Here is a 17,996-nt window from a genome sequence, read left to right on the forward strand (position 1 = left end):
CCCGGAGTCAGAGCGCGTCGTCGCCGATCTCGCTGGTGCGGATGCGCACCACCTGATCGAGCGGAGAGACGAAGATTTTTCCGTCGCCCACCTTGCCGGTGCGCGCGGCCTGCACCAGCGCCTCCACGGCGCGGTCGACCAGCGCGTCGGGCACGGCGGCCTCGACCTTGATCTTCGGCAGGAAGTCGACGACGTATTCGGCGCCGCGATACAGCTCGGTGTGGCCCTTCTGGCGGCCGAAGCCCTTCACCTCGGTGACGGTGATGCCGGACACGCCGACCTCGGTCAGTGCCTCGCGCACTTCGTCGAGCTTGAAGGAGCGGATGATGGCGGTGATCAGTTTCATGCGGTGGCTCCGGTTGCGCAGACAAGCAACGACGTGGTCATGGCGGCGCGAACGCCCCCACCCGTCGTCCCGGCGAAAGCCGGGACCCAGTGGCGTTGCTCTGCGCCTGCGTGGACGGACGCCGCTGGGCCCCGGCCTGCGCCGGGGCGACGGGGATGGGAGCGACGGTGGAACTGGACGGACAAGGACGGGCAGGACATCAGAACGTCCTCGCCAGGGTCAGGATCGCCGTCGAATCGCCGATGTATTCGCCCTGCGGATTCGTGTACAGCGCTTCTTCGGTGTCGGTGTCGACGTACGCGGCCGAGATCGAGAAGCCGTTCTCGAACGCTTTCGTCACGCCCACCTTCCAGTCGACGTACTCGAAGTCCTCGTTGTTCTCGATCCACTGCTTGCCGCCGTGCAGGTTCAGCGTCCAGCCGTCGGCGAAACCCCAGTTGACGCTGGCGTCGAGGTAGCCGGAACCGTCGGAATCGGCGTAGCCGAAGAGATCGGTGAGTGCGTACGAATACTTCAGCCCGACGATGCCCGCCGTGATGCCGAAATAGACTTCCGCGGTGTCGGCCGAATTGAACCCGCCCGGATAGCTGCCCGGATACCAGTAGTAGATCGCGCCGATGTCGTAGGCGACGCTGTCGGAAAAGCTGCCGCGGTAGCCCGCGTAGCCGTCGATCTCGACGTTGCTGGAAATGTCCGGCGAGGCATCGGACAACCAGCTGATCGAGCTGCCCCAGGTGCCGAAGTAGACGCCGCTGTCGGCCGTGACGTCGAAGCCGCCCTGGATGGCGGGTTCGCGGTCGGTCTGGCTGACGCCGCGGAACACGTAGTCCGAGGTCAGCGCGACATTGGACGTGACTGCGGCATCGGCGGCGCCGCAGGCAGCGAGGGCGAGCGCGAGCGACGGCGCGCGCAGGGCGGAACGTGACGACATGACAGGCTCCTCAGTGATGGAACTTGAGTGGCCCTCCCCGGGACTGCGTGCGGGATCGATTCCGCACCGCGGGCGTGTGGTTGCGGCACACGCCGTCCTTCCGTTGTTCGTCTGGTGTGTTGCGGTGGAGCGGTTGCGCCGCGCGCGCCCGGGATCCCCATCCCCGGCGCGCGCGTCGCGTCAGAGCGCGTAGTACATCGCGTATTCGAGCGGATGCGTGGCGGCGCGGAACTTCGTCACTTCCTGCATCTTCAACGCGATGTAGCCGTCGATGAAGTCGTCGCTGAAGACGCCGCCGGCCTTGAGGAAGTCGCGGTCCTTGTCGAGCGCGTCGAGCGCCTGGTCGAGCGAGTGGCACACGGTCGGGATGTTCTTTTCCTCTTCCGGCGGCAGGTCGTACAGATCCTTGTCCGACGGTGCACCCGGGTCGATCTTGTTCTTGATGCCGTCGAGGCCCGCCATCAGCAGTGCGGTGAAGGCGAGGTAGCCGGTGTTCATCGGATCCGGGAAGCGGATCTCGATGCGCCGCGCCTTCGGGTTGCTCACCCACGGAATGCGGCACGAGGCCGAACGGTTGCGCGCCGAGTACGCCAGCATCACCGGCGCTTCGAAGCCCGGCACGAGGCGCTTGTACGAGTTCGTGGTGGAGTTGGTGAAGGCGTTGATCGCACGCGCGTGCTTGAAGATGCCGCCGATGTACCACAGCGCCAGCTGCGACAGGCCGCCGTAGCCTTCGCCGGCGAACAGGTTCTGGCCGCCCTTCGACAGCGACTGGTGCACGTGCATGCCCGAACCGTTGTCGCCCACCAGCGGCTTCGGCATGAAGGTCGCCGTCTTGCCGTTGCGGTGCGCGACGTTCTTGATGATGTACTTCATGGTGAGAAGCTCGTCGGCCTTCTTCACCAGCGTGTTGAACTTGGTGCCGATCTCGCACTGGCCCGCGTTCGCCACTTCGTGGTGGTGCACTTCCACCTCGATGCCGGCCGCTTCGATGGCCTTCACCATCTCGGCGCGCACGTCGTGCAGGGTGTCGGCCGGCGCCACGGGGAAGTAGCCGCCCTTGATGCCGGGGCGGTAGCCGCTGTTGCCGCCTTCGTAGGCCTTGGCCGAGTTCCAGTGCGCTTCTTCCGAGTCGATCTCGAAGAAGGTGTGGCCCATGTCATTGCCGTAACGCACGGAATCGAAGATGAAGAATTCGGGTTCGGGGCCGAAGAAGGCAAGGTCGGCGGCGCCGCTCGACTTCACGTAGGCCTCGGCGCGCTTGGCGACCGAGCGCGGGCAGCGCGAGTAGGCCTGCATCGTGGCCGGTTCGAGCACGTCGCAGATCAGGATCAGGGTCGGGTCGGCGGTGAACGGATCGAGCACGGCGGTGTCGGGATCCGGCAGCAGCACCATGTCGGACTCGTTGATGCCCTTCCAGCCGGCGATCGAGGAGCCGTCGAACATCTTGCCTTCCTCGAACAGCGTCTCGTCGACCACGCGGATCGGGAAGGTGACGTGGTGCTGTTTGCCGAGGATGTCGGCAAAACGCAGGTCCACGAATTCGACGTTGTTGTCCTTGATCAGTTTCTGCACGCTCTCGTACGACATCGACACACGCTCCAGACAGGTTGTGCATGGAGTTAGCAATCGGCATGCCAGGCTAAATGGCGGCTAAACCATTGATCGCATGACCCACGCTGCGTCAGCAGGGATTCTGGACGCACCAATCTGGTGCGCTCGTTTGTGCGTTGCACCATGGGCGATCGATCCGTCGCAGGCAGCCTTGCGACGTTCCACCGGCCGCGCCACCATCGCGCGCCGCTGCATGCGCAGCCTCCGAACCGACCGCCATGACCGCAGGCCCGAGCGCCCTGCAGCCGCGCAACGCCGGCATCGATCTGCTGCGCGGACTCTCCATCGTGCTGGTGGTGCTGCACCACCTAGGCCTGCGTTTTCCGTTGAAGGACGGCGTGCTGGCCGACTGGCTGCCGCGCGGCGTGCTGAATGCGCTGATCTACAACGGCTACGAGGCCGTATTCGTGTTCTTCGTGATTTCGGGCTTCCTCATCACCACGCACGTGCTGCGACGCGACGGCGGGCTCGCGCGACTGGACGCGCGCGGTTTCTATGTGCGTCGCGCCACGCGCATCCTGCCCACGCTGACGCTCATCGTCGCGCTGCTCGCCGCGCTGCATCTGCTCGGGGTGCCCCACCACGTGATCGACACCGAGCGGCAGTCGCTGGGGCGCGCCGTGCTCGCGGTGTTCGGCTTGCACCTGAACTGGTACGAAGGCCAGACCGGTTATCTGCCGGGCGGCTGGGACGTGTTGTGGTCGCTGTCGATCGAGGAGGCGTTCTATGTCGCCTTCCCGCTGCTGTGCCTGGCGGTGCGACGCGAGCGCTGGCTGATGCTGCTGCTGGCGGTCTTCGCGCTCAGTCTGCCGCTCACGCGCGCGGCGCTGGCGGACAACGCCATCTGGCAGGAGAAGGCGTACCTGCCGGGCATGGCGGCGATCGCGGCCGGCGTGTTCGGCGCACTGCTCGCCGCACGCTGGCGGGCGCCGCCGCGGGCGGTGGTGTGGCTGCTTGCAACACTCTCGACGGCGATGCTCGCGAGCACGTTGCTGTTCGGCGTGCTGTGGTGGCGGTGGATCGGCAACGGTTACGTGCTGGTGCTGACGCTGTCGACGATGGCGCTGCTCGTGGCGCTGCAGTTCGACGAGCGTCGCAACGGCGCGGTGCCGGTGCCGCGCGGGCTGCGATGGCTGGCGTCGATGGGCCGGCTCAGTTACGAGATGTACCTCACGCACATGTTCGTGGTGTTCGTGACAGTGGGCATAGTCGGCGCGGTGCAGGGCGACATGCGCTGGGCGGTCCTGTGGTACCTGCCGGCGGTGCTCGCGTCCTGGGCCCTCGGCGCTGCGCTGGCGCACGGGTTTTCGATGCCGGTGGAACGTGCGCTGCGGCGGCGCTGGCTGGCGCGGTAATCCGTCACGGATGGGATACGACGCGGTAACACAGCGGGCGTGGCCCTGGCTCTGGACCACGCGCGCACGGTTTCCTCAACCGACGTTTCGTCGATTCGACTCGGCGAAAGTGTTCCGACCCCGTCGTCCCGGCGAACGCCGGGACCCAGCGGCGTTGCTCGGGATGCTTGAACCACCGCAAATGCCGGGAACGTCACTGGGTCCCGGCGTTCGCCGGGACGACGGGGTGGGAACACGTGTGTGTTCCCCGACGACAATGGCCTGCGCCCGGACGGCAGCGCGCAAAGGCCGGAATGACGGCGACCGTGGAGGCATGCGGCCGATGCGTCGCCGCGCACGGCTGCTGCGACATGCCGCAGCGCGTGCCCGCTTGCTAGCATCCGTGCCTTCCCATCCACGGAGCAGACCATGCGTCTGATCCTTGCCCGTCTCGCGCTGCCGCTGGCACTGCTCGCGTGCACCGCGACACAGGCCAAGACCTGTCTCGTGCTGTCCGGCGGCGGCGCGCGCGGCATCGCGCATGTCGGCGTGATCCGCGCGCTCGAAGCCGAGCATGTGCCGGTCGACTGCATCGTCGGCACCAGCATGGGCGCGGTCATCGGCAGCCTGTACGCGAGCGGGCTGGACGCGCACGAAATCGAGGAAGCCGTCGCCGCGGTGGACTGGAACGGCGTGTTCCGCGATGCATCCGACCGCACCGACCGCCCGCTGCGCTCGCGCCTGCAGGACCGCACCTTTCTCGTCAACGCCGCCATCGGCTACCGCGACGGGCGCTTCGGTATTCCGCGCTCGCTGGTGCAGGGCCAGCGCCTGGGACTGGTGTTGCGCGGCTTTCTGTTGCCGGCCGCGGGCATCGAGGAGTTCGACCGGCTCGCGACCCCGTTCCGCGCGGTCGCCACCGATCTGGAAAGCGGCGGCACCGTCGTGCTGTCGCGCGGCGATCTCGCCACCGCGGTGCGCGCCAGCATGGCGGTGCCGGCCTTCCTGCCGCCGGTGGAAATCGACGGCCGCCTGCTCAGCGACGGCGGCACCGCGAGCAATCTGCCGGTCAGCATCGCGCGCGAGCTCGGCGCCACGCGTATCATCGCGGTCGACATCAGCGCGCCGCTGCGCGGACGCGAGAAGCTCACCTCGCCGGTCACCATCACCGACCAGATGCTCACCGCGCTGATGCGGCGCCAGACCGACGCCGAGATCGCGCTGCTCGGACCCGGCGACGTGCTGATCGTGCCTGCGCTGGGCGACATCGGCTCGACCGACTTCGCCCGCGCGGCGACCGAGGCGATGGCACCGGGCGAAGCGGCCACGGTGGCGCAACGCGACCGCCTCGCCGCGTTCCGCGCCGCGCCGGAGGTCTACGCAACCTGGAAGGACACGCGCCGCCGTGCCGTGCGCAGCCTGGGCACGGTCGCGAGCATCGACTTCGCCGACGACACGCCGGCGTCCGCCGTGCTGCGTGCCTACCTGCGCGAGCATCCGGGCGACGCCTTCGACCGCGCCGAACTCGAACGCGACATCGCACGCCTGTATGGACGCGGCGAATTCGAGAGCGTCGACTACCGCGTGGTGCCCGGTCCGGACGGCGACGCGGTGCGGATCTCGCTGCGCGACAAGCAGTGGGGCGACGGCACGCTGCGCTTCGGCCTGCGACTGGAGGACAACTTCGACGGCAGCAGCAATTTCGACCTCGGCGGCCGCCTGCGCGCTACCAACGTCAACGACGCCGGCGCGGAATGGCTGGCCGACGCGCAGATCGGCAAGACCACGCACCTGGGCTACGAGTGGCTGCAGCCGTTCGATGCTCGGCGTGCGCTGTGGTGGTCGCCGCATGCCTCGTACACGGCGCGCAACCAGCCGCTGTACATCGACCGCCGGCGTTCGGTTGAGCTGCGCCGGCAGAGCCTCGAGGTCGGCATCGACGCCGGCCGCTGGCTCGGCGACTGGGGCGCGCTGAGCGTGGGCGCGTTCCTGCGCAGCAGCGAATTCTCCGCGCGCACCACGCTGATCGCGATCGACACCGACAGCGAACGCAGTGCCGGCCTGCGCGCGGACTTCGTGCGCGACACGCAGGACGACGCGCAGTTCCCGCGTCGCGGCAACTTCACCGATCTCTCGCTGCGGCATTACGTGCAGGCCGTCGGCGGCGAGGGCAACGCGACGCTGTTCGAATGGCGCGTGAGCCAGGCGCTGCCGGTGGCGACGGACGATCGCCTGCTGCTGCAGTTCCGCGGGCAGTACGCGGGGGCGGACGACCTGCCGTCGGACGAGACCGGGTTCCTCGGCGGCTTCCTGGATCTTTCCGGCTTCGAGGAAGATGCCTTGTTCGGACGGCATCTCGCGCTCGGCCAGGCGGTGTACTACCGCAGCCTCGGCGCGGTGTTCGACCGCTACCGGCTGTTCGCCGGCGGCTCGCTGGAGGTGGGCAACGCGTGGGAAGTGAAGGACGACATCTCGATCGATTCGCTGCTGTGGGGCGGCAGCGTGTTCGTCGCGGCCGAGTCGCCGCTCGGCGCGCTGCACCTGGGCTACGGGCAGGGCGAGGGCGGCGAGAATTCGCTGTACCTGTTCATCGGACGGCCGTACTGATGCCCGTCCAACAAACGGCATGCACGAAAAAGCCCGGCGGACGTGGGTCCGCCGGGCTTGGCGCATCGACTGTGGGGCGACGGCGCGCGCTTATGCGGCTTTCACCTGCTGCTTGAGCGCGCGCATCTCGTCGTGCATGCGACGCACGTCCGGCAGGTAGTTCTGCGCGATCTGGCGCACCTCGGCGCGGTCGGACGAGGTCAGCGCGTCCTGGAACGCGTGCAGGATGCGATCCTCGGTTTCTTCGAGCTGCGCGATGTAGGTTTCGTCGCCGTGCTTGCTCATGCTCGCGCGCAGGTCGGTGTAGCCCTTGCGCAGCGTACCGGCGAAGGTGCCGCCGTCGGCCGGCTTCTCGCCGTGCAGCGCGACCTGCGCCTTCAGATCCGCGGAAATCGAGCGCTTGGTGCTCGCCATACGCGAGAACAGGGTCTTGTAGGACGGGTTGTCGACGCTCTTGCTCGCGTCTTCGTAGAAGGACACGCCGTCGTTGAGGACTTCGATCAGTTCGTTGAGGTTGCTGGTGGTCTTGCTCATGGGGCACTCCTTGCGTGAGGGGAAGGTCAGGTTGACGACCGATCGCAGCGCGCGTCGAAGCGCCATGGTTGCGAAGCCGATCGAACCGACCCCCCGTCACTGCAGATCGCGTGCCACGCAGGGAGCGACGCTCTGACGCGGTTTCCGGCACGCCGTCGCGTGGCCCGGCTTGCAACATGCGCCGCGCGCCGGCCCGCGCCGTGCGTGTCGCACGTCAGCCGCGCAGCAGGAACCAGCCCAGCACGAACACGCCCAGTGCGATGCGGTAGAGCACGAACGGACCCACGCCCACGCGCCGGATCACCCCCAGGAACAGGTGGATCACGCCGAGCCCCGCCACGGCCGAAATCGCCGCGCCGATGGCCATGTCGCCCCATGCCACGGCCGCCGCACCGTGGCGCAGCTCCCACAGCGAATGCACCACGGCCAGGATCATCACCGGCACCGACAGCAGGAACGAATACCGTGCCGCAGCCGCGCGCGTGAGCCCGAGGAACAGTCCGGCCGTCATCGTGATGCCCGAACGCGAGGTGCCCGGCACCAGCGCCAGCGCCTGCGCGCAGCCGATCAGCAACGCCTGCCTGAGTGTCATGCGCGAGAACACCGCCTGCGCATCCTCGACGAAGTCGGCACTCGCGGTGGCCTGCTGGAAGCGCGTGTCGCGCGTCTTGCGGTCGGCGATCCACAGCAGCACGCCGAACACGATCAGGTTGGCGGCGATCACCACCGGGTGCCGCAGCAGCAACGCACCGGCGTCGCCCATCAGCAGGCCCACGATCACCGCCGGCACCGTCGCAAGGCCCAGGCCGAGGCCGAGCTTCTGCATCGGATTCATCGCCCGCCCCGGCCGCCAGCGCAGCACTTCGCGCGCGAGCGCGAACAGGTCGTCGCGGAAGTAGCCGACCACGGCCAGCAGCGTGCCGAAATGCAGCGCGAGATCGAACGCGATGCCCTGGTAGTCCCAGCCGAATAGCTGGCTCGCAAGCGCCAGATGGCCGGAGCTCGAGATCGGGAGGAATTCGGTCAGCGCCTGGATCAGGGCCAGGATGACGATGTGCAGCAGTTCCATGCGGGGGCTGCGCTCAGGCGGGTTGGCGGTGGGCGGCGAGTGCGGCGAGGAAGGCGTCGCGCGCGCCGGCATCGGGGAAGGCATGGCGCGGGATCGGCAAACACACGCCCTGCGCGAACTGCAGCAGCACATGGTCAGGCAGCGACTGCACGTCGATCACGCGCGACCACGGCACATGCGTGCTGCCGGTGACCGACGACATGGCGAGGCCGTCGGTGTCGATGCGTACGTGATGTGCCTGCGGGAACGGGCCGGCGCCGGCGCGCAGGCGCGTCTTCAGGCGATGGTGCTGCAGCAGCAGCGTGGCCCAAAACGTGGCCAGCATCGCGACGCCGAGACCGAGCAGCAGCCATTGCCGGTCCGGCGGCACCTGGTCGAGCACGCACACCACGAAGGCGCCGACGCACATCCAGTGCAGCACGCCGGTGGCCGTGATGCTCCAGTGCCCGGCGAGGCGCTGCCACGTTCTTGACGCGGCACGCTGCGCGACGCGGACGTCGTCGTCGCGCAGGTCGAAGTGCAATTCCATCGTTATGACTGCGCGAGCCGCGGGTTCAGCGTGTAGGTGCCCTGCAGCAGGGCCTCGCCGAGCACGTGGCCGCGCATCGCGGCGAAGACGTCGGCGGCGGTGAAGCGCGGCGGCACGTCGAGCCGTTCCACGTCCAGCGCGAATAGGCGGAAGAAGTAGCGGTGTTCGCGCGCGTCGTTGAACGGCGGGCACGGACCGTCGTAGCCCAGATACTCGCCCTGCATCGCGGCGTCGCCGGAGAACCAGCCGGTGTAGTCGTTCTCGCCCTGACGCGCGCCGGCGGGGCCGGCGGGTTCGCGCTTGCCGTGCGCGATGACGCCGTCCGACGCCGAGCCCGCGGCGATCTCGCGCAGCGTCGCCGGCAGATCGACCATCGCCCAGTGCACGAAATCCACGCGCGGCAGGTCCGCGGGAACCTCGCGTCCGGGCCGGTTGACGTCGTCGGGTTTCGACGGTGCATCGGTGTCGATGCACAGCAGCGCGAACGAGCGCGTGCCGTCGGGCACCTCGTCCCACGCAAGATGCGGGTTGCGGTTGTGCGACAGCACGCACGGTTCGCCGGCATCGCCCGGACGGCCGAACGCGAACTGCGCCGGAATGCGGCCGCGGTGCGGAAAGCTGTTGCTGTGCAGTTTCATCGGACGGGAGCCTCGTTCGGTGTCGAAGGAGAGGACGGTGGCGCGGCATCGCCCTGCGCGACGGGAATGCTGACGCGGTCGAGCAGGGTGAACGCCTGCTGGTCGGCGGCGAGCGCCAGCCGCACCGTGGCGCGCAGCGTGTCGTGGCCGGCGAGCGCACCGGCGTCGGTAAAGCCGAATTTCACGCTGAACGTGGCGCCGGAGTAGTCGGCGTCCATGTCGCGCGTGAACCGCGGCACCGCTTCGCGCAGCATCGCCGCGCTGTGTTCGGTGAGGCGGAAGATCTGCCAGTCGGCGGCGTCGCCGGGAACCAGGTCGTCGTTCGCCACCGAGGCCTCGCGCAGCTGCATGGCGTAGACCTCGTCGGGACCGCCGGCACGCGGTGCGAGCGCAAGCACCAGTTGCGCCTTCGCCGGATCCAGGCGCAGCGCCGCGGGCTCCATCCGCGTCGCCACGCGCAATGCCGTCGGATCGATCGCGGCAAGTTCGGCCGCGCCGAAGTTGCGCATGCGCCACATCGTCGACAGCGGGATGCTGGCGCAGGCACCCAGCAGGAGCAGCAGGGCGGCCATCCCGAGACGACGGCCATCGGCGGCGCGCGGCGGGATCATCTCAGGCGGCGGGATAACCCAGGCGCTGCGCGACCGCGCCCAGCGGCGCGAACGCGTCGGCGAGCGCGGCCGCATAGTGGCGCCAGTGTCCGTCGGCGAACGCGGTAGGCAGCGCCAGCGGACCGTCGCGCAGACGCTGCGCCGCGGCGACGTGCGGCGCGGCCGGCAGGGCGAGGAAGTCGGCCAGGGTGTCCGCCGTCGTCGCGAGGTCGCCCTCGGCCACACCGTGGCCGAGTTCGAGCAGCGGCAGCAGCGCGCGTTCGCGCAGCGTGACCAGCGCATCGAGCGCACCGGCCAGCCAGCGCGCGGCCGCCACCAGATCGCCGCAGTCGTAGCGCTGCGGCGAACCGAACGCGAGCCAGTTCAGCAGCAGGTCGCGCGGGTCGCGCAGGATCGCGACGATGCGCGTGCCGGACGCGGCGGCGCGCAGCATCGGCAGCACACGCGCGTCCAGATGCGGCAGCCAGTCCACGCTCGTCTCCGGCGCGTGGCCGAGCGCGGTGAGGCCGGCGCGCCATGCGGTGACGAATTCGTCGGCCGCGCCTTCGAGCGTGGCGGGATACAGATCGATGCCGTCGGGCAGGGTGAAGCCGTCGCGCCGCGGCGTTGCGGAAAACCGGTCGGCGACGAGCTGCAGCGTGTCGGCACCGCGCAGCAGTGCGGCGGCCAGTTCCGGACTGCTGCCGGGCGGCGCCCACAGCAGGATCGGCGCGGGCGTCGCGGCGGGCGCGAGGCCGTCGGCGCGCGCCAGCGCGGCCTCCACGAGCGCGGGCCGGGCCGCGTGCGCGGGCAATGCCACGGGCGACGGGGTCAGGCGCTGCGCCTCGCGCCACGCGGCGGCGGCGCCGGCGTGATCGCCGCTGCGGTCGAGCGCGTGTCCGAGCCAGCCGAGCAGCGCACGCCGGTGCTGCGGATCGCGCACGTGCGCGACGATCGCCTGCAGCCGCGTCACCGCACCGGCGGCGTCGCCCGTGCGCAGCGCGGCGCGCGCCAGCACGATGTGCGAGGCAACACGCGCCGGGTCGCGCGCGACCGCGCTCTGCGCGAGCTCCGCCGCACGACCGTGGTCGCCGCGCGCCTCGCACACCTGGGCGAGCAACTCGGTCGCCGCCGGCGTCGGCGATGCGGTGTACCAGCGATCGGCGATCGTGGCGGACCAGGCGCCGTCGCCGCGCGCAAGCTCGAGCAGCGCGACCCACGCCGGATCGAACGCCGGATGCCGCGCGAGCACCTGTTCGAGCACGGCGGCCAGGTCGTGCGGTGCGCCCAGTTCCTGCAGCACACCCTGCAGCGCGCGCAGCACGCCCGGATGCGGTCGCGCCTGCAGCGAACGCTCGAAGCGTTCGCGCGCCTGCAGCAGGTCGCCGCGCGTGCGCGCAAGCTGTCCCTGCAACGCGAGCGCGGCGGCATCGTCGGGGGTTTCGTTCAGCAGCACGCCGAGTTCGACGTCGGCCTCGTCGTGGCGATTCTGCGCCAGCAGCGCGCGCAGCAGCGCATGCCGCAACGCGGTCGCATCGGGCTGCAGCGCGAGCGCATTGCGCAGCGCCTGTTCGGCGAAGGCGTGGCGACCGAGCGCGAGCAGCGTCATCCCGAGCACGCCCTGCACGAGGCTGTCGTCCGGCGCCAGTTGCGCCGCCTGGGTGAGCACCGACAGCGCCGCCTCGCCTTGTCCGCGGGCGAGCAGCAGTTGGCCGTGCAGCGCGAGCAGGTGCGGGTGCTCGGCGTTGATGCGCTCGGCCACGCGCAGCTGGCGTTCGGCCTCGGGCAGGTCGCCGCGCGCCAGCGCGAGCTGCGCCAGGCTGAGGTAGGCGATGAGCTGGTTCGGATCCTGCGCCACGGCGCGGTCGAGCGCGGCACGCGCGGCCGCCGGGTCGCGCCGGTGTGCGGCCAGCAGCGCGCGGGCGATGTGGGTCTCGGCACGCTCGGGCGCCAGGGCCAGGGCCCGTCCGAACGCGGCATCGGCGGCGTCGAGCTGCCCGCGCGCCTGCAGGCTCACGCCGAGCAGGTGCTCGGCCTGCGGTTCGTCGGGACGGTCGGCAAGCCACGCGCGGGCGGCGGTTTCGGCGGCGGCATAGTCGCCGCCGCGCAGGGCGGAAAGCACGGTATCGAGCATGGAAAACAACGCAGTCTGCGAATCAGACCGCCATTGTAGCCGCTGTCTCCGGCGTCGACGTGGCGCGTTCGCGCACCTCTTCCGCACCGAGCACGCGCGCGGTGACGTACTCCTCGGCGAAGCTGCGCAGGCGGAAGTCCTGGATGAAGCCGCAGTGGCCGCCGAATGGCGCGATGTCGAGCCGTGCGCTGGGCGGCAGATCCAGTTCGCGGAAATCGTCCACCGGAATGATCGGATCGTCGGCCGACGTGAGAATGCTGACCGGCACCTGCAGCGCGGCGAGGCGCCGACCGGCCACGGAATAGCCTTCGAGGTAATTGTCGAGCGTGCCGAACTCGGTGTGGCGTTCGACCAGCAGCTGGGTCAGACCGCGCAGGCTGGCGCGCAGGTCGCGGGGCGTGAACGCGAAGCGCCCCGGATACAGCGCCTGCTTGCGCCGGAGCGAGCCGCCCCACTTGATGAGGAAGTAGCGCTCGTAGAACCACGGCGCGGCCTCGATGGCCGACAGGCCGGCGCGCGGGCTGATCACCGGGCACACCGCCACGGCGTGGGTCAGCGCGATGCCTGCGCCCGGCGCGCGCAGCGCCACGCGCAACGCGAAGTTCCCGCCCAGCGAATACCCGGCCACATGCAGCGAGGGCGTGGGGAAGCGCCGTGCGATGTCCGCCACCGCGCCGACCACCTCGTCGATCATGCACGAGTGGAACAGGCCTTCGTTGAGATGGTGCGTGGCGCCGTGGTCGCGGAAATGCAGGCGGAAGACGTCGAAGCCTTCCTCCAGCAGGCGCGCACCGGTGTGCAGCAGGTAACTGGACTCGACGCTGCCTTCCCAGCCGTGCAGCAACACCACAAGTCCGCGTGCGGAGCCACGGACGCGCTGCGCGGTGTGGAAGCCCTGCAGGCGCACGCCGTTGCCGCAGTCGAGCATCACTTCCTGCGCATGCGTTTCGATATGGCTGGTGCGGCCGCGCGCGGCAAGGCGGCGAAGTCGGCTCGACGCCAGCACCGACTGCACGTGCCGGTTGCGCAGCAGGCGCGGCGGGCGGAATTCGCCGGGCTCCCGGTTCATGCGACGGTGCTCACGACTGCATCGCCGCGAGGATGCGCTCGCGGCTGCCCTCCGCGAGCTTGCGCCGGCCTTCGACCTCCGGCGGCAGCGGATCGAGGAAATACACCTCGGCCACACGCGCCGGTTCGCCCAGCACGCGCCAGAAATTCTGCAGGAAATTCTCGTTCTCGCCGAACGCGACGAGGGTCTGCGCACTGCCGCCCGCGCCGTAGCGCAGCGCGACCGGCTGCACCGGCACCTGCGCGGCGACCGCTGCCTGGAAGATGCGCGCGTGGAAGGTCTTCACCGTATCGCCGGCGTTGGCGCCGCCTTCGGGAAACACGCCGACGGCCTGGCCGGACTGCAGCCGTTCGACCATCAGGTGCAGCACGCCGGCCAGCGATTCGGTGTTGCCGCGGCGGTGGTAGATGGTTCCGCCGCGGCGCGCCAGCCAGCCGATCAGCGGCCAGCGGCTGATTTCGCTCTTGGCGACGAAGCCGACCACGCGCTGGCTGTGCATCAGTTCGATATCCAGCCACGAGACATGATTGGCCACGAACAGCGCCGCGCCCGGCAACGGTGTGCCGATGCGCCGCGTGCGCCAGCCGAAGATACGCATGAGCCCGGCCGACCACACCCGGATCACGCGGTGATCGACGCGCTCGCCGCGCACCTGCCAGCGCTGCGTGAGCGGATTGATCATCAGCAGCGTGATCGGCAGACCGATCGCCAGATGCAGCAGCAGCAGCGGCAACCGCACCGCGTAGCGCGCCGGCCGCAGCGGGTCGCGTGCGACCGCCATCACGTCGCGGGTCTCCGGCATCGAATTCATCCGTACACGATACCGATTGCGTTAGAGCAATTCACCCAACGCCGCGGTATGGCGCAGCGACCGGCGCCGCGGCGCGTGTCGACGCACCGGTGCGATGGCCGGACGCACACGCCGACCACCGTGATTGCGCGGACTGCAACGCCGGGGTCGGGGCTCGGCGCGGCATGCCGCACCGTATCTGCTTCTGCGCGCCGTCAGAATCCGAGCCAGGCCGTGGCTGCCGTCTGCGTGAGAAGCGCGCGCTGCTCACGCACGAGCTCGGCGTTGCGCGCTATCGCGCTGCCCTGCAGCGGCGTCGGCGTGGCGTCGGCGTCGGCGCCGGCCAGGCCCAGCGCGGCGTACGCCTGCGCGCGGACCCAGCGGTATTCCTCCAGCGACATGCCCTGCGCATTGAGTGCATCCACCTGCGCCAGCTTCGCGTCACGGATCAGCCCGAAGAGATCGCCGTACGCGCCCAGCAGGTCCGTCAGGCCCGGCTCGCTGCCGTTGCCCGTGCGTGCCTCGATCTCCTTGTACTTGGCTTCCAGCACGGCGAGCGTGTCGCCCACATCGACCTGCAACGCGCGCTGCACCGCGACGAAGCGCTGCCATGTCTCCGGCGGGATGGTCCCGTCGGCCGGTGCGGAATACGGCGTGCGGTTGCTGACCTTGGCCTCGATCTGTGCGATCTCCGCGAACTGCGTGGCCGCCCCCATGAACTCGCTCCCGGCATGCCATGCCGGCTTCAGCACGAACCACCACAATGCGCCGCCGCCGATCACCAGCACCAGCAGACCCACCACCAGACAACCCCCCAGGGCTTTTTTCATGGACGCACTCCCGCAATGACTCGATGAAAGGGCAGGACCACGCCTGCCGTGCATACAGTGACGGTGCAGACCGTCCGCGCCGGACACGGGGCCCTCAGCGCGGCATCCACGCGGCCGCCTCGATGACGCGCGGGCTGCGTTCGCCGAGCGCGTCGCGCAACACCCCCATCGCCTGCGCGGCATCGCGTTCGCCGTCCGCGTTGTCGGGATCGAGGCTTGCGACCAGCAGTGCCGCCTGCGCCGTCTCCCAGTGCGTTTCGCCGTTGCGCGCACGCCGCAGGGACAGGCATTCGCGGGCGTCACGCAGCGCGTCTTCGGGCGACGTCGTGCGCTGCGCGATCGCGCTCTGGCAGAGCGCAGCTGCCAGATAGCTGGCACCGCTGGCGCCGCTCTCGCGCAGCCCGGCGATGGCGGCCTGCAACCGCGCGAGCGATGTCGCGTCGCCGCGTCGCCACTGGATCTCGGCCAGTTGCGCGGCGGCCCGCAGGCTGGCCGGATGTCCGGCACCGAGTTTGGCGACGAGCGTGTCGCGGCTGCGTGCGGCGGTGCGTTCGGCACCGCCGTAGGCGCGTTGTGTGGTCTGGTAGTCCGCCAGCGCAAGGCCGGCGCTGGCGCTGTCGATGCTGTCGGCGCCGGTGTAGCGCTCCAGCAGGACGATCGCCTCGTCCAGCTGCGGCGCGGCCTCGTCGAAGCGACCGAGCAGCGTCAGGGCGCGACCGTAGTTGACCAGCAGCGCGCCGAGCGCGGCCGACTCGCCGCTCGCGGCGCGGCGCACCTCGAGCGCGCGCTGCAGCCACGCCTGCGCCTGCACCATGCGGCCGGACAGCATCGCGGCCACGGCCAGGTTGTTGAGCGTGTTCGCGGCATCGACGCTGGCGCCGCGGCCGGTGGCCTCGAACACGGCAAGCGCGGCTTCCAGTTCGGTCCGTGCCGCGTCGAGCGCGCCGGCCTGGAGGTAGCCGGCGGCCAGGCTGTTGTGCGCCGCGGCGGTTTCGCGTGCGGTCGCGCCGCGCGCCTGACGCTGCAGCGACACCGCCTCGCGCAGATCGGCGAGCGCCGCGTCGAGCGCGCCCGACATGCGCCGGCATTGCCCGCGCAGCGACAGCGCGGTACCGACGGCGCTGCGCTGGTCGCCGGGTTCCGCGCGCAGCAGCGACAGCGCGGTTTCGATCTCGGCGCAGGCCTCCACCGGATTGCCGCGGCGCAGTTGCACGTCGGCAAGGTCGCTGTGCACCTGGGCGCGCAGCGCACCGGGCGCGCGGCCGTCGTCGAGCTGCAGGAAGCGCGACAGCAACGCCTCCGCCGCGACGAAATCGCCGAGGTAGATGTAGATCTCCGCCAGCGATGCCAGCACCTGCTGGCGCGCATCGGGGTCGTCGGCGAATTCGCGCTCGATCCCTGCGGCCGCCTGTTCGAGCACCGTCTTGGCGCTGAGCGCCTGCGCATCGCCGGCCTGGGCACCGGCGTCGCGGAACATCAGCAGCAGGTAATCGCGCACCGCCTGCGAACGGCGCGCCTCGAGCTGCGCGGCGTCGCGCTCGGCGGCGGTGTAGCGCGCCTGCCAGACGATGCCCGACACGCCCGCCACCAACGCGAGCGTCACCGCCCCCGCCGCCGCGGCCAGGCCCCAGCGGCGCCGCAGCCATTTGCGCGCGCGGTAGCCGAGCGTGGGCGGATGCGCGTGCACGGGCCGGCCGTCGAGAAAGCGCCGCACGTCGGCGGCGAAGGCATCGACGTTGGGATAGCGCTGCACGGGCTCGCGCCGCAACGCCTGCGCGACGATGGCGTCGAGATCGCCGCGCAAGGTGGCCGGCGCAAGTGCAAGCGTCGCGTCCGGCGTCGCCGCACTGCTGACGGGGCGCGCATCGTCCTCGGTGATGCGCTGGACGAACCCGGCCCAGTTGCCGTCGAAGGCCGGATGCGGCGCGCGCCCGCTGAGCAGCAGGAACAACAGCGCGCCGAGTGCGTAGACGTCGGTCCGCGTGCTGATCACGCCGCCCTGCAGCTGTTCGGGCGCGGCGAAATCGGGCGTGAGCGCAAGGTGCTGGGTGTTGCCGCGCTCGGCGTCCGGTGCCAGCAGCTTGGCGATACCGAAATCCAGCAGCTTCACGCTGCCGTCGGCGGCCACGCGGATGTTCGACGGCTTCAGGTCGCGATGCACGACGAGCACGCCGTGCGCGTACGCCACCGCCTCGCAGATCGCGAGGAACACCTGCAGCCGCGCTTCCAGCGACGGACGCGCGCGCGCGAGCCAGTCGTCCAGATCCTCGCCGTCGGCCAGCTCCATCACGAGATAGGGCTGCCCGTCCGGCAGCACACCGCCATCGAGCAGGCGTGCGATGTGCGGATGATCGAGCCTGGCGAGCACGCGCCGTTCGCGCTCGAGCTGGTCCTTGAATCGCAGATCGTGACCGCGCAGCAGCTTGACCGCAGCGCGTTTGTCGAACGCGCCGTCGGCGCGCTCGGCCAGATACACCGTGCCCATGCCGCCGCGCCCGAGCTTCTCGAGCAGGCGCCACGCGCCGGCACGCAGGCCGCGGCGATCGGTCGGACGCTCGCGCGTCACTTCCGCGGCCAGACCACCTAGCGCAGGCAGCACCGCATCGTCCGGCGCAAGCGCGCGGCGCAGATCGGCGATCAGGTCCGGATGCACCTCGGCGCACATCGCGAGGAACTGCTCGCGGGCATCGTCGTCGAGTTCGAGCGCCCGGTCGATCAGCGGCTCGAGACGCAGGAAGCGCTGGTTCAGAGGTTCGGACACGGCAACACGGCAGCCAGGCGCACCGGGTGCGGGACAGGCGTCAATTCTGGCGCAAAGACGCGGCGGACGCGCGCGATCGTGTTGGTTCGCGATGGGTATATGCGAACCGCGCGCCTGCGTTCGAGATGGTTCGGACCTTCAAACTGTTGCGCGGCGGCAGCGTAGATTGGTGTGGCAGCGCGCCACTGCGCAGCGGAGGGTCGCCACGCAGCATCAGTCC

15 protein-coding genes are annotated in these 17,996 nt (G+C 70.1%); 2 read left to right on the forward strand and 13 right to left on the reverse strand.

What is annotated here, in order from left to right:
* Positions 1-7: 7 nt before the first annotated feature.
* The 3 genes from HNQ52_RS05315 to glnA all read right to left on the reverse strand — a co-directional run bounded on the left by HNQ52_RS05315 (position 8) and on the right by glnA (position 2,867).
* On the reverse strand, positions 8-346 hold the full coding sequence (locus HNQ52_RS05315; protein ID WP_183960083.1) for a P-II family nitrogen regulator: 339 nt from the start codon (positions 344-346) through the stop codon (positions 8-10).
* Positions 347-545: 199 nt separating this feature from the next.
* Positions 546-1,277 carry a TorF family putative porin gene (locus HNQ52_RS05320; RefSeq protein ID WP_183960084.1) on the reverse strand — a complete coding sequence of 244 codons (732 nt, stop codon included), beginning with the start codon at positions 1,275-1,277 and terminating at the stop codon, positions 546-548.
* A gap of 180 nt (positions 1,278-1,457) precedes the next feature.
* A complete protein-coding gene (gene glnA, locus HNQ52_RS05325; RefSeq protein ID WP_183960085.1) occupies positions 1,458-2,867 on the reverse strand; it encodes a type I glutamate--ammonia ligase in 1,410 nt (469 codons plus the stop codon).
* Positions 2,868-3,109: 242 nt separating this feature from the next.
* Here glnA and HNQ52_RS05330 point away from each other — a divergent pair, with 242 nt between their 5' ends.
* Positions 3,110-4,246: an acyltransferase family protein gene (locus HNQ52_RS05330; protein WP_183960086.1), complete on the forward strand. Its 1,137-nt coding sequence runs from the start codon at positions 3,110-3,112 to the stop codon at positions 4,244-4,246.
* Between the two features lie 408 nt (positions 4,247-4,654).
* Complete coding sequence (locus HNQ52_RS05335) at positions 4,655-6,832, forward strand: patatin-like phospholipase family protein (protein ID WP_183960087.1); 2,178 nt, start codon at positions 4,655-4,657, stop codon at positions 6,830-6,832.
* A gap of 90 nt (positions 6,833-6,922) precedes the next feature.
* Here HNQ52_RS05335 and HNQ52_RS05340 read toward each other — a convergent pair whose 3' ends face one another.
* The 10 genes from HNQ52_RS05340 to HNQ52_RS05385 form a co-directional block, all read right to left on the reverse strand.
* Positions 6,923-7,366, reverse strand: coding sequence for a PA2169 family four-helix-bundle protein (locus tag HNQ52_RS05340; protein ID WP_183960088.1), 444 nt, complete (start codon positions 7,364-7,366; stop codon positions 6,923-6,925).
* Between the two features lie 214 nt (positions 7,367-7,580).
* Positions 7,581-8,435: an undecaprenyl-diphosphate phosphatase gene (locus HNQ52_RS05345; RefSeq protein ID WP_183960089.1), complete on the reverse strand. Its 855-nt coding sequence runs from the start codon at positions 8,433-8,435 to the stop codon at positions 7,581-7,583.
* Between the two features lie 13 nt (positions 8,436-8,448).
* The gene (locus HNQ52_RS05350; RefSeq protein ID WP_183960090.1) at positions 8,449-8,964 is read right to left on the reverse strand and encodes a YcxB family protein; all 516 of its coding nucleotides are present in this window, start codon (positions 8,962-8,964) and stop codon (positions 8,449-8,451) included.
* 2 nt (positions 8,965-8,966) lie between these two features.
* Positions 8,967-9,602: a YbhB/YbcL family Raf kinase inhibitor-like protein gene (locus HNQ52_RS05355; RefSeq protein WP_183960091.1), complete on the reverse strand. Its 636-nt coding sequence runs from the start codon at positions 9,600-9,602 to the stop codon at positions 8,967-8,969.
* Complete coding sequence (locus HNQ52_RS05360; protein ID WP_183960092.1) at positions 9,599-10,213, reverse strand: hypothetical protein; 615 nt, start codon at positions 10,211-10,213, stop codon at positions 9,599-9,601. Before HNQ52_RS05360 ends, HNQ52_RS05355 begins: the two co-directional genes overlap by 4 nt.
* 1 nt (position 10,214) lies before the next feature.
* On the reverse strand, positions 10,215-12,326 hold the full coding sequence (locus tag HNQ52_RS05365; RefSeq protein ID WP_183960093.1) for a tetratricopeptide repeat protein: 2,112 nt from the start codon (positions 12,324-12,326) through the stop codon (positions 10,215-10,217).
* Between the two features lie 22 nt (positions 12,327-12,348).
* A complete protein-coding gene (locus HNQ52_RS05370; protein ID WP_183960094.1) occupies positions 12,349-13,395 on the reverse strand; it encodes a YheT family hydrolase in 1,047 nt (348 codons plus the stop codon).
* Between the two features lie 10 nt (positions 13,396-13,405).
* Complete coding sequence (locus HNQ52_RS05375) at positions 13,406-14,206, reverse strand: lysophospholipid acyltransferase family protein (RefSeq protein WP_425486474.1); 801 nt, start codon at positions 14,204-14,206, stop codon at positions 13,406-13,408.
* Between the two features lie 194 nt (positions 14,207-14,400).
* Positions 14,401-15,015, reverse strand: coding sequence for a hypothetical protein (locus tag HNQ52_RS05380; RefSeq protein WP_183960096.1), 615 nt, complete (start codon positions 15,013-15,015; stop codon positions 14,401-14,403).
* 94 nt (positions 15,016-15,109) lie between these two features.
* On the reverse strand, positions 15,110-17,776 hold the full coding sequence (locus HNQ52_RS05385; protein ID WP_183960097.1) for a protein kinase domain-containing protein: 2,667 nt from the start codon (positions 17,774-17,776) through the stop codon (positions 15,110-15,112).
* Between the last annotated feature and the right edge of the window lie 220 nt (positions 17,777-17,996).

It is taken from the genome of Chiayiivirga flava, assembly GCF_014202825.1.
Taxonomy (GTDB): Bacteria; Pseudomonadota; Gammaproteobacteria; order Xanthomonadales; family Xanthomonadaceae; genus Chiayiivirga; species Chiayiivirga flava.

What these genes read in the sequence shown, in the direction of transcription:
- HNQ52_RS05315 (WP_183960083.1), bottom strand. Translation starts at nt 346, where the DNA reads ATGAAACTGATCACCGCCATCATCCGCTCCTTCAAGCTCGACGAAGTG.
- HNQ52_RS05320 (WP_183960084.1), bottom strand. Translation starts at nt 1,277, where the DNA reads ATGTCGTCACGTTCCGCCCTGCGCGCGCCGTCGCTCGCGCTCGCCCTC.
- glnA (WP_183960085.1), bottom strand. Translation starts at nt 2,867, where the DNA reads ATGTCGTACGAGAGCGTGCAGAAACTGATCAAGGACAACAACGTCGAA.
- HNQ52_RS05330 (WP_183960086.1), top strand. Translation starts at nt 3,110, where the DNA reads ATGACCGCAGGCCCGAGCGCCCTGCAGCCGCGCAACGCCGGCATCGAT.
- HNQ52_RS05335 (WP_183960087.1), top strand. Translation starts at nt 4,655, where the DNA reads ATGCGTCTGATCCTTGCCCGTCTCGCGCTGCCGCTGGCACTGCTCGCG.
- HNQ52_RS05340 (WP_183960088.1), bottom strand. Translation starts at nt 7,366, where the DNA reads ATGAGCAAGACCACCAGCAACCTCAACGAACTGATCGAAGTCCTCAAC.
- HNQ52_RS05345 (WP_183960089.1), bottom strand. Translation starts at nt 8,435, where the DNA reads ATGGAACTGCTGCACATCGTCATCCTGGCCCTGATCCAGGCGCTGACC.
- HNQ52_RS05350 (WP_183960090.1), bottom strand. Translation starts at nt 8,964, where the DNA reads ATGGAATTGCACTTCGACCTGCGCGACGACGACGTCCGCGTCGCGCAG.
- HNQ52_RS05355 (WP_183960091.1), bottom strand. Translation starts at nt 9,602, where the DNA reads ATGAAACTGCACAGCAACAGCTTTCCGCACCGCGGCCGCATTCCGGCG.
- HNQ52_RS05360 (WP_183960092.1), bottom strand. Translation starts at nt 10,213, where the DNA reads ATGATCCCGCCGCGCGCCGCCGATGGCCGTCGTCTCGGGATGGCCGCC.
- HNQ52_RS05365 (WP_183960093.1), bottom strand. Translation starts at nt 12,326, where the DNA reads ATGCTCGATACCGTGCTTTCCGCCCTGCGCGGCGGCGACTATGCCGCC.
- HNQ52_RS05370 (WP_183960094.1), bottom strand. Translation starts at nt 13,395, where the DNA reads ATGAACCGGGAGCCCGGCGAATTCCGCCCGCCGCGCCTGCTGCGCAAC.
- HNQ52_RS05375 (WP_425486474.1), bottom strand. Translation starts at nt 14,206, where the DNA reads ATGAATTCGATGCCGGAGACCCGCGACGTGATGGCGGTCGCACGCGAC.
- HNQ52_RS05380 (WP_183960096.1), bottom strand. Translation starts at nt 15,015, where the DNA reads ATGAAAAAAGCCCTGGGGGGTTGTCTGGTGGTGGGTCTGCTGGTGCTG.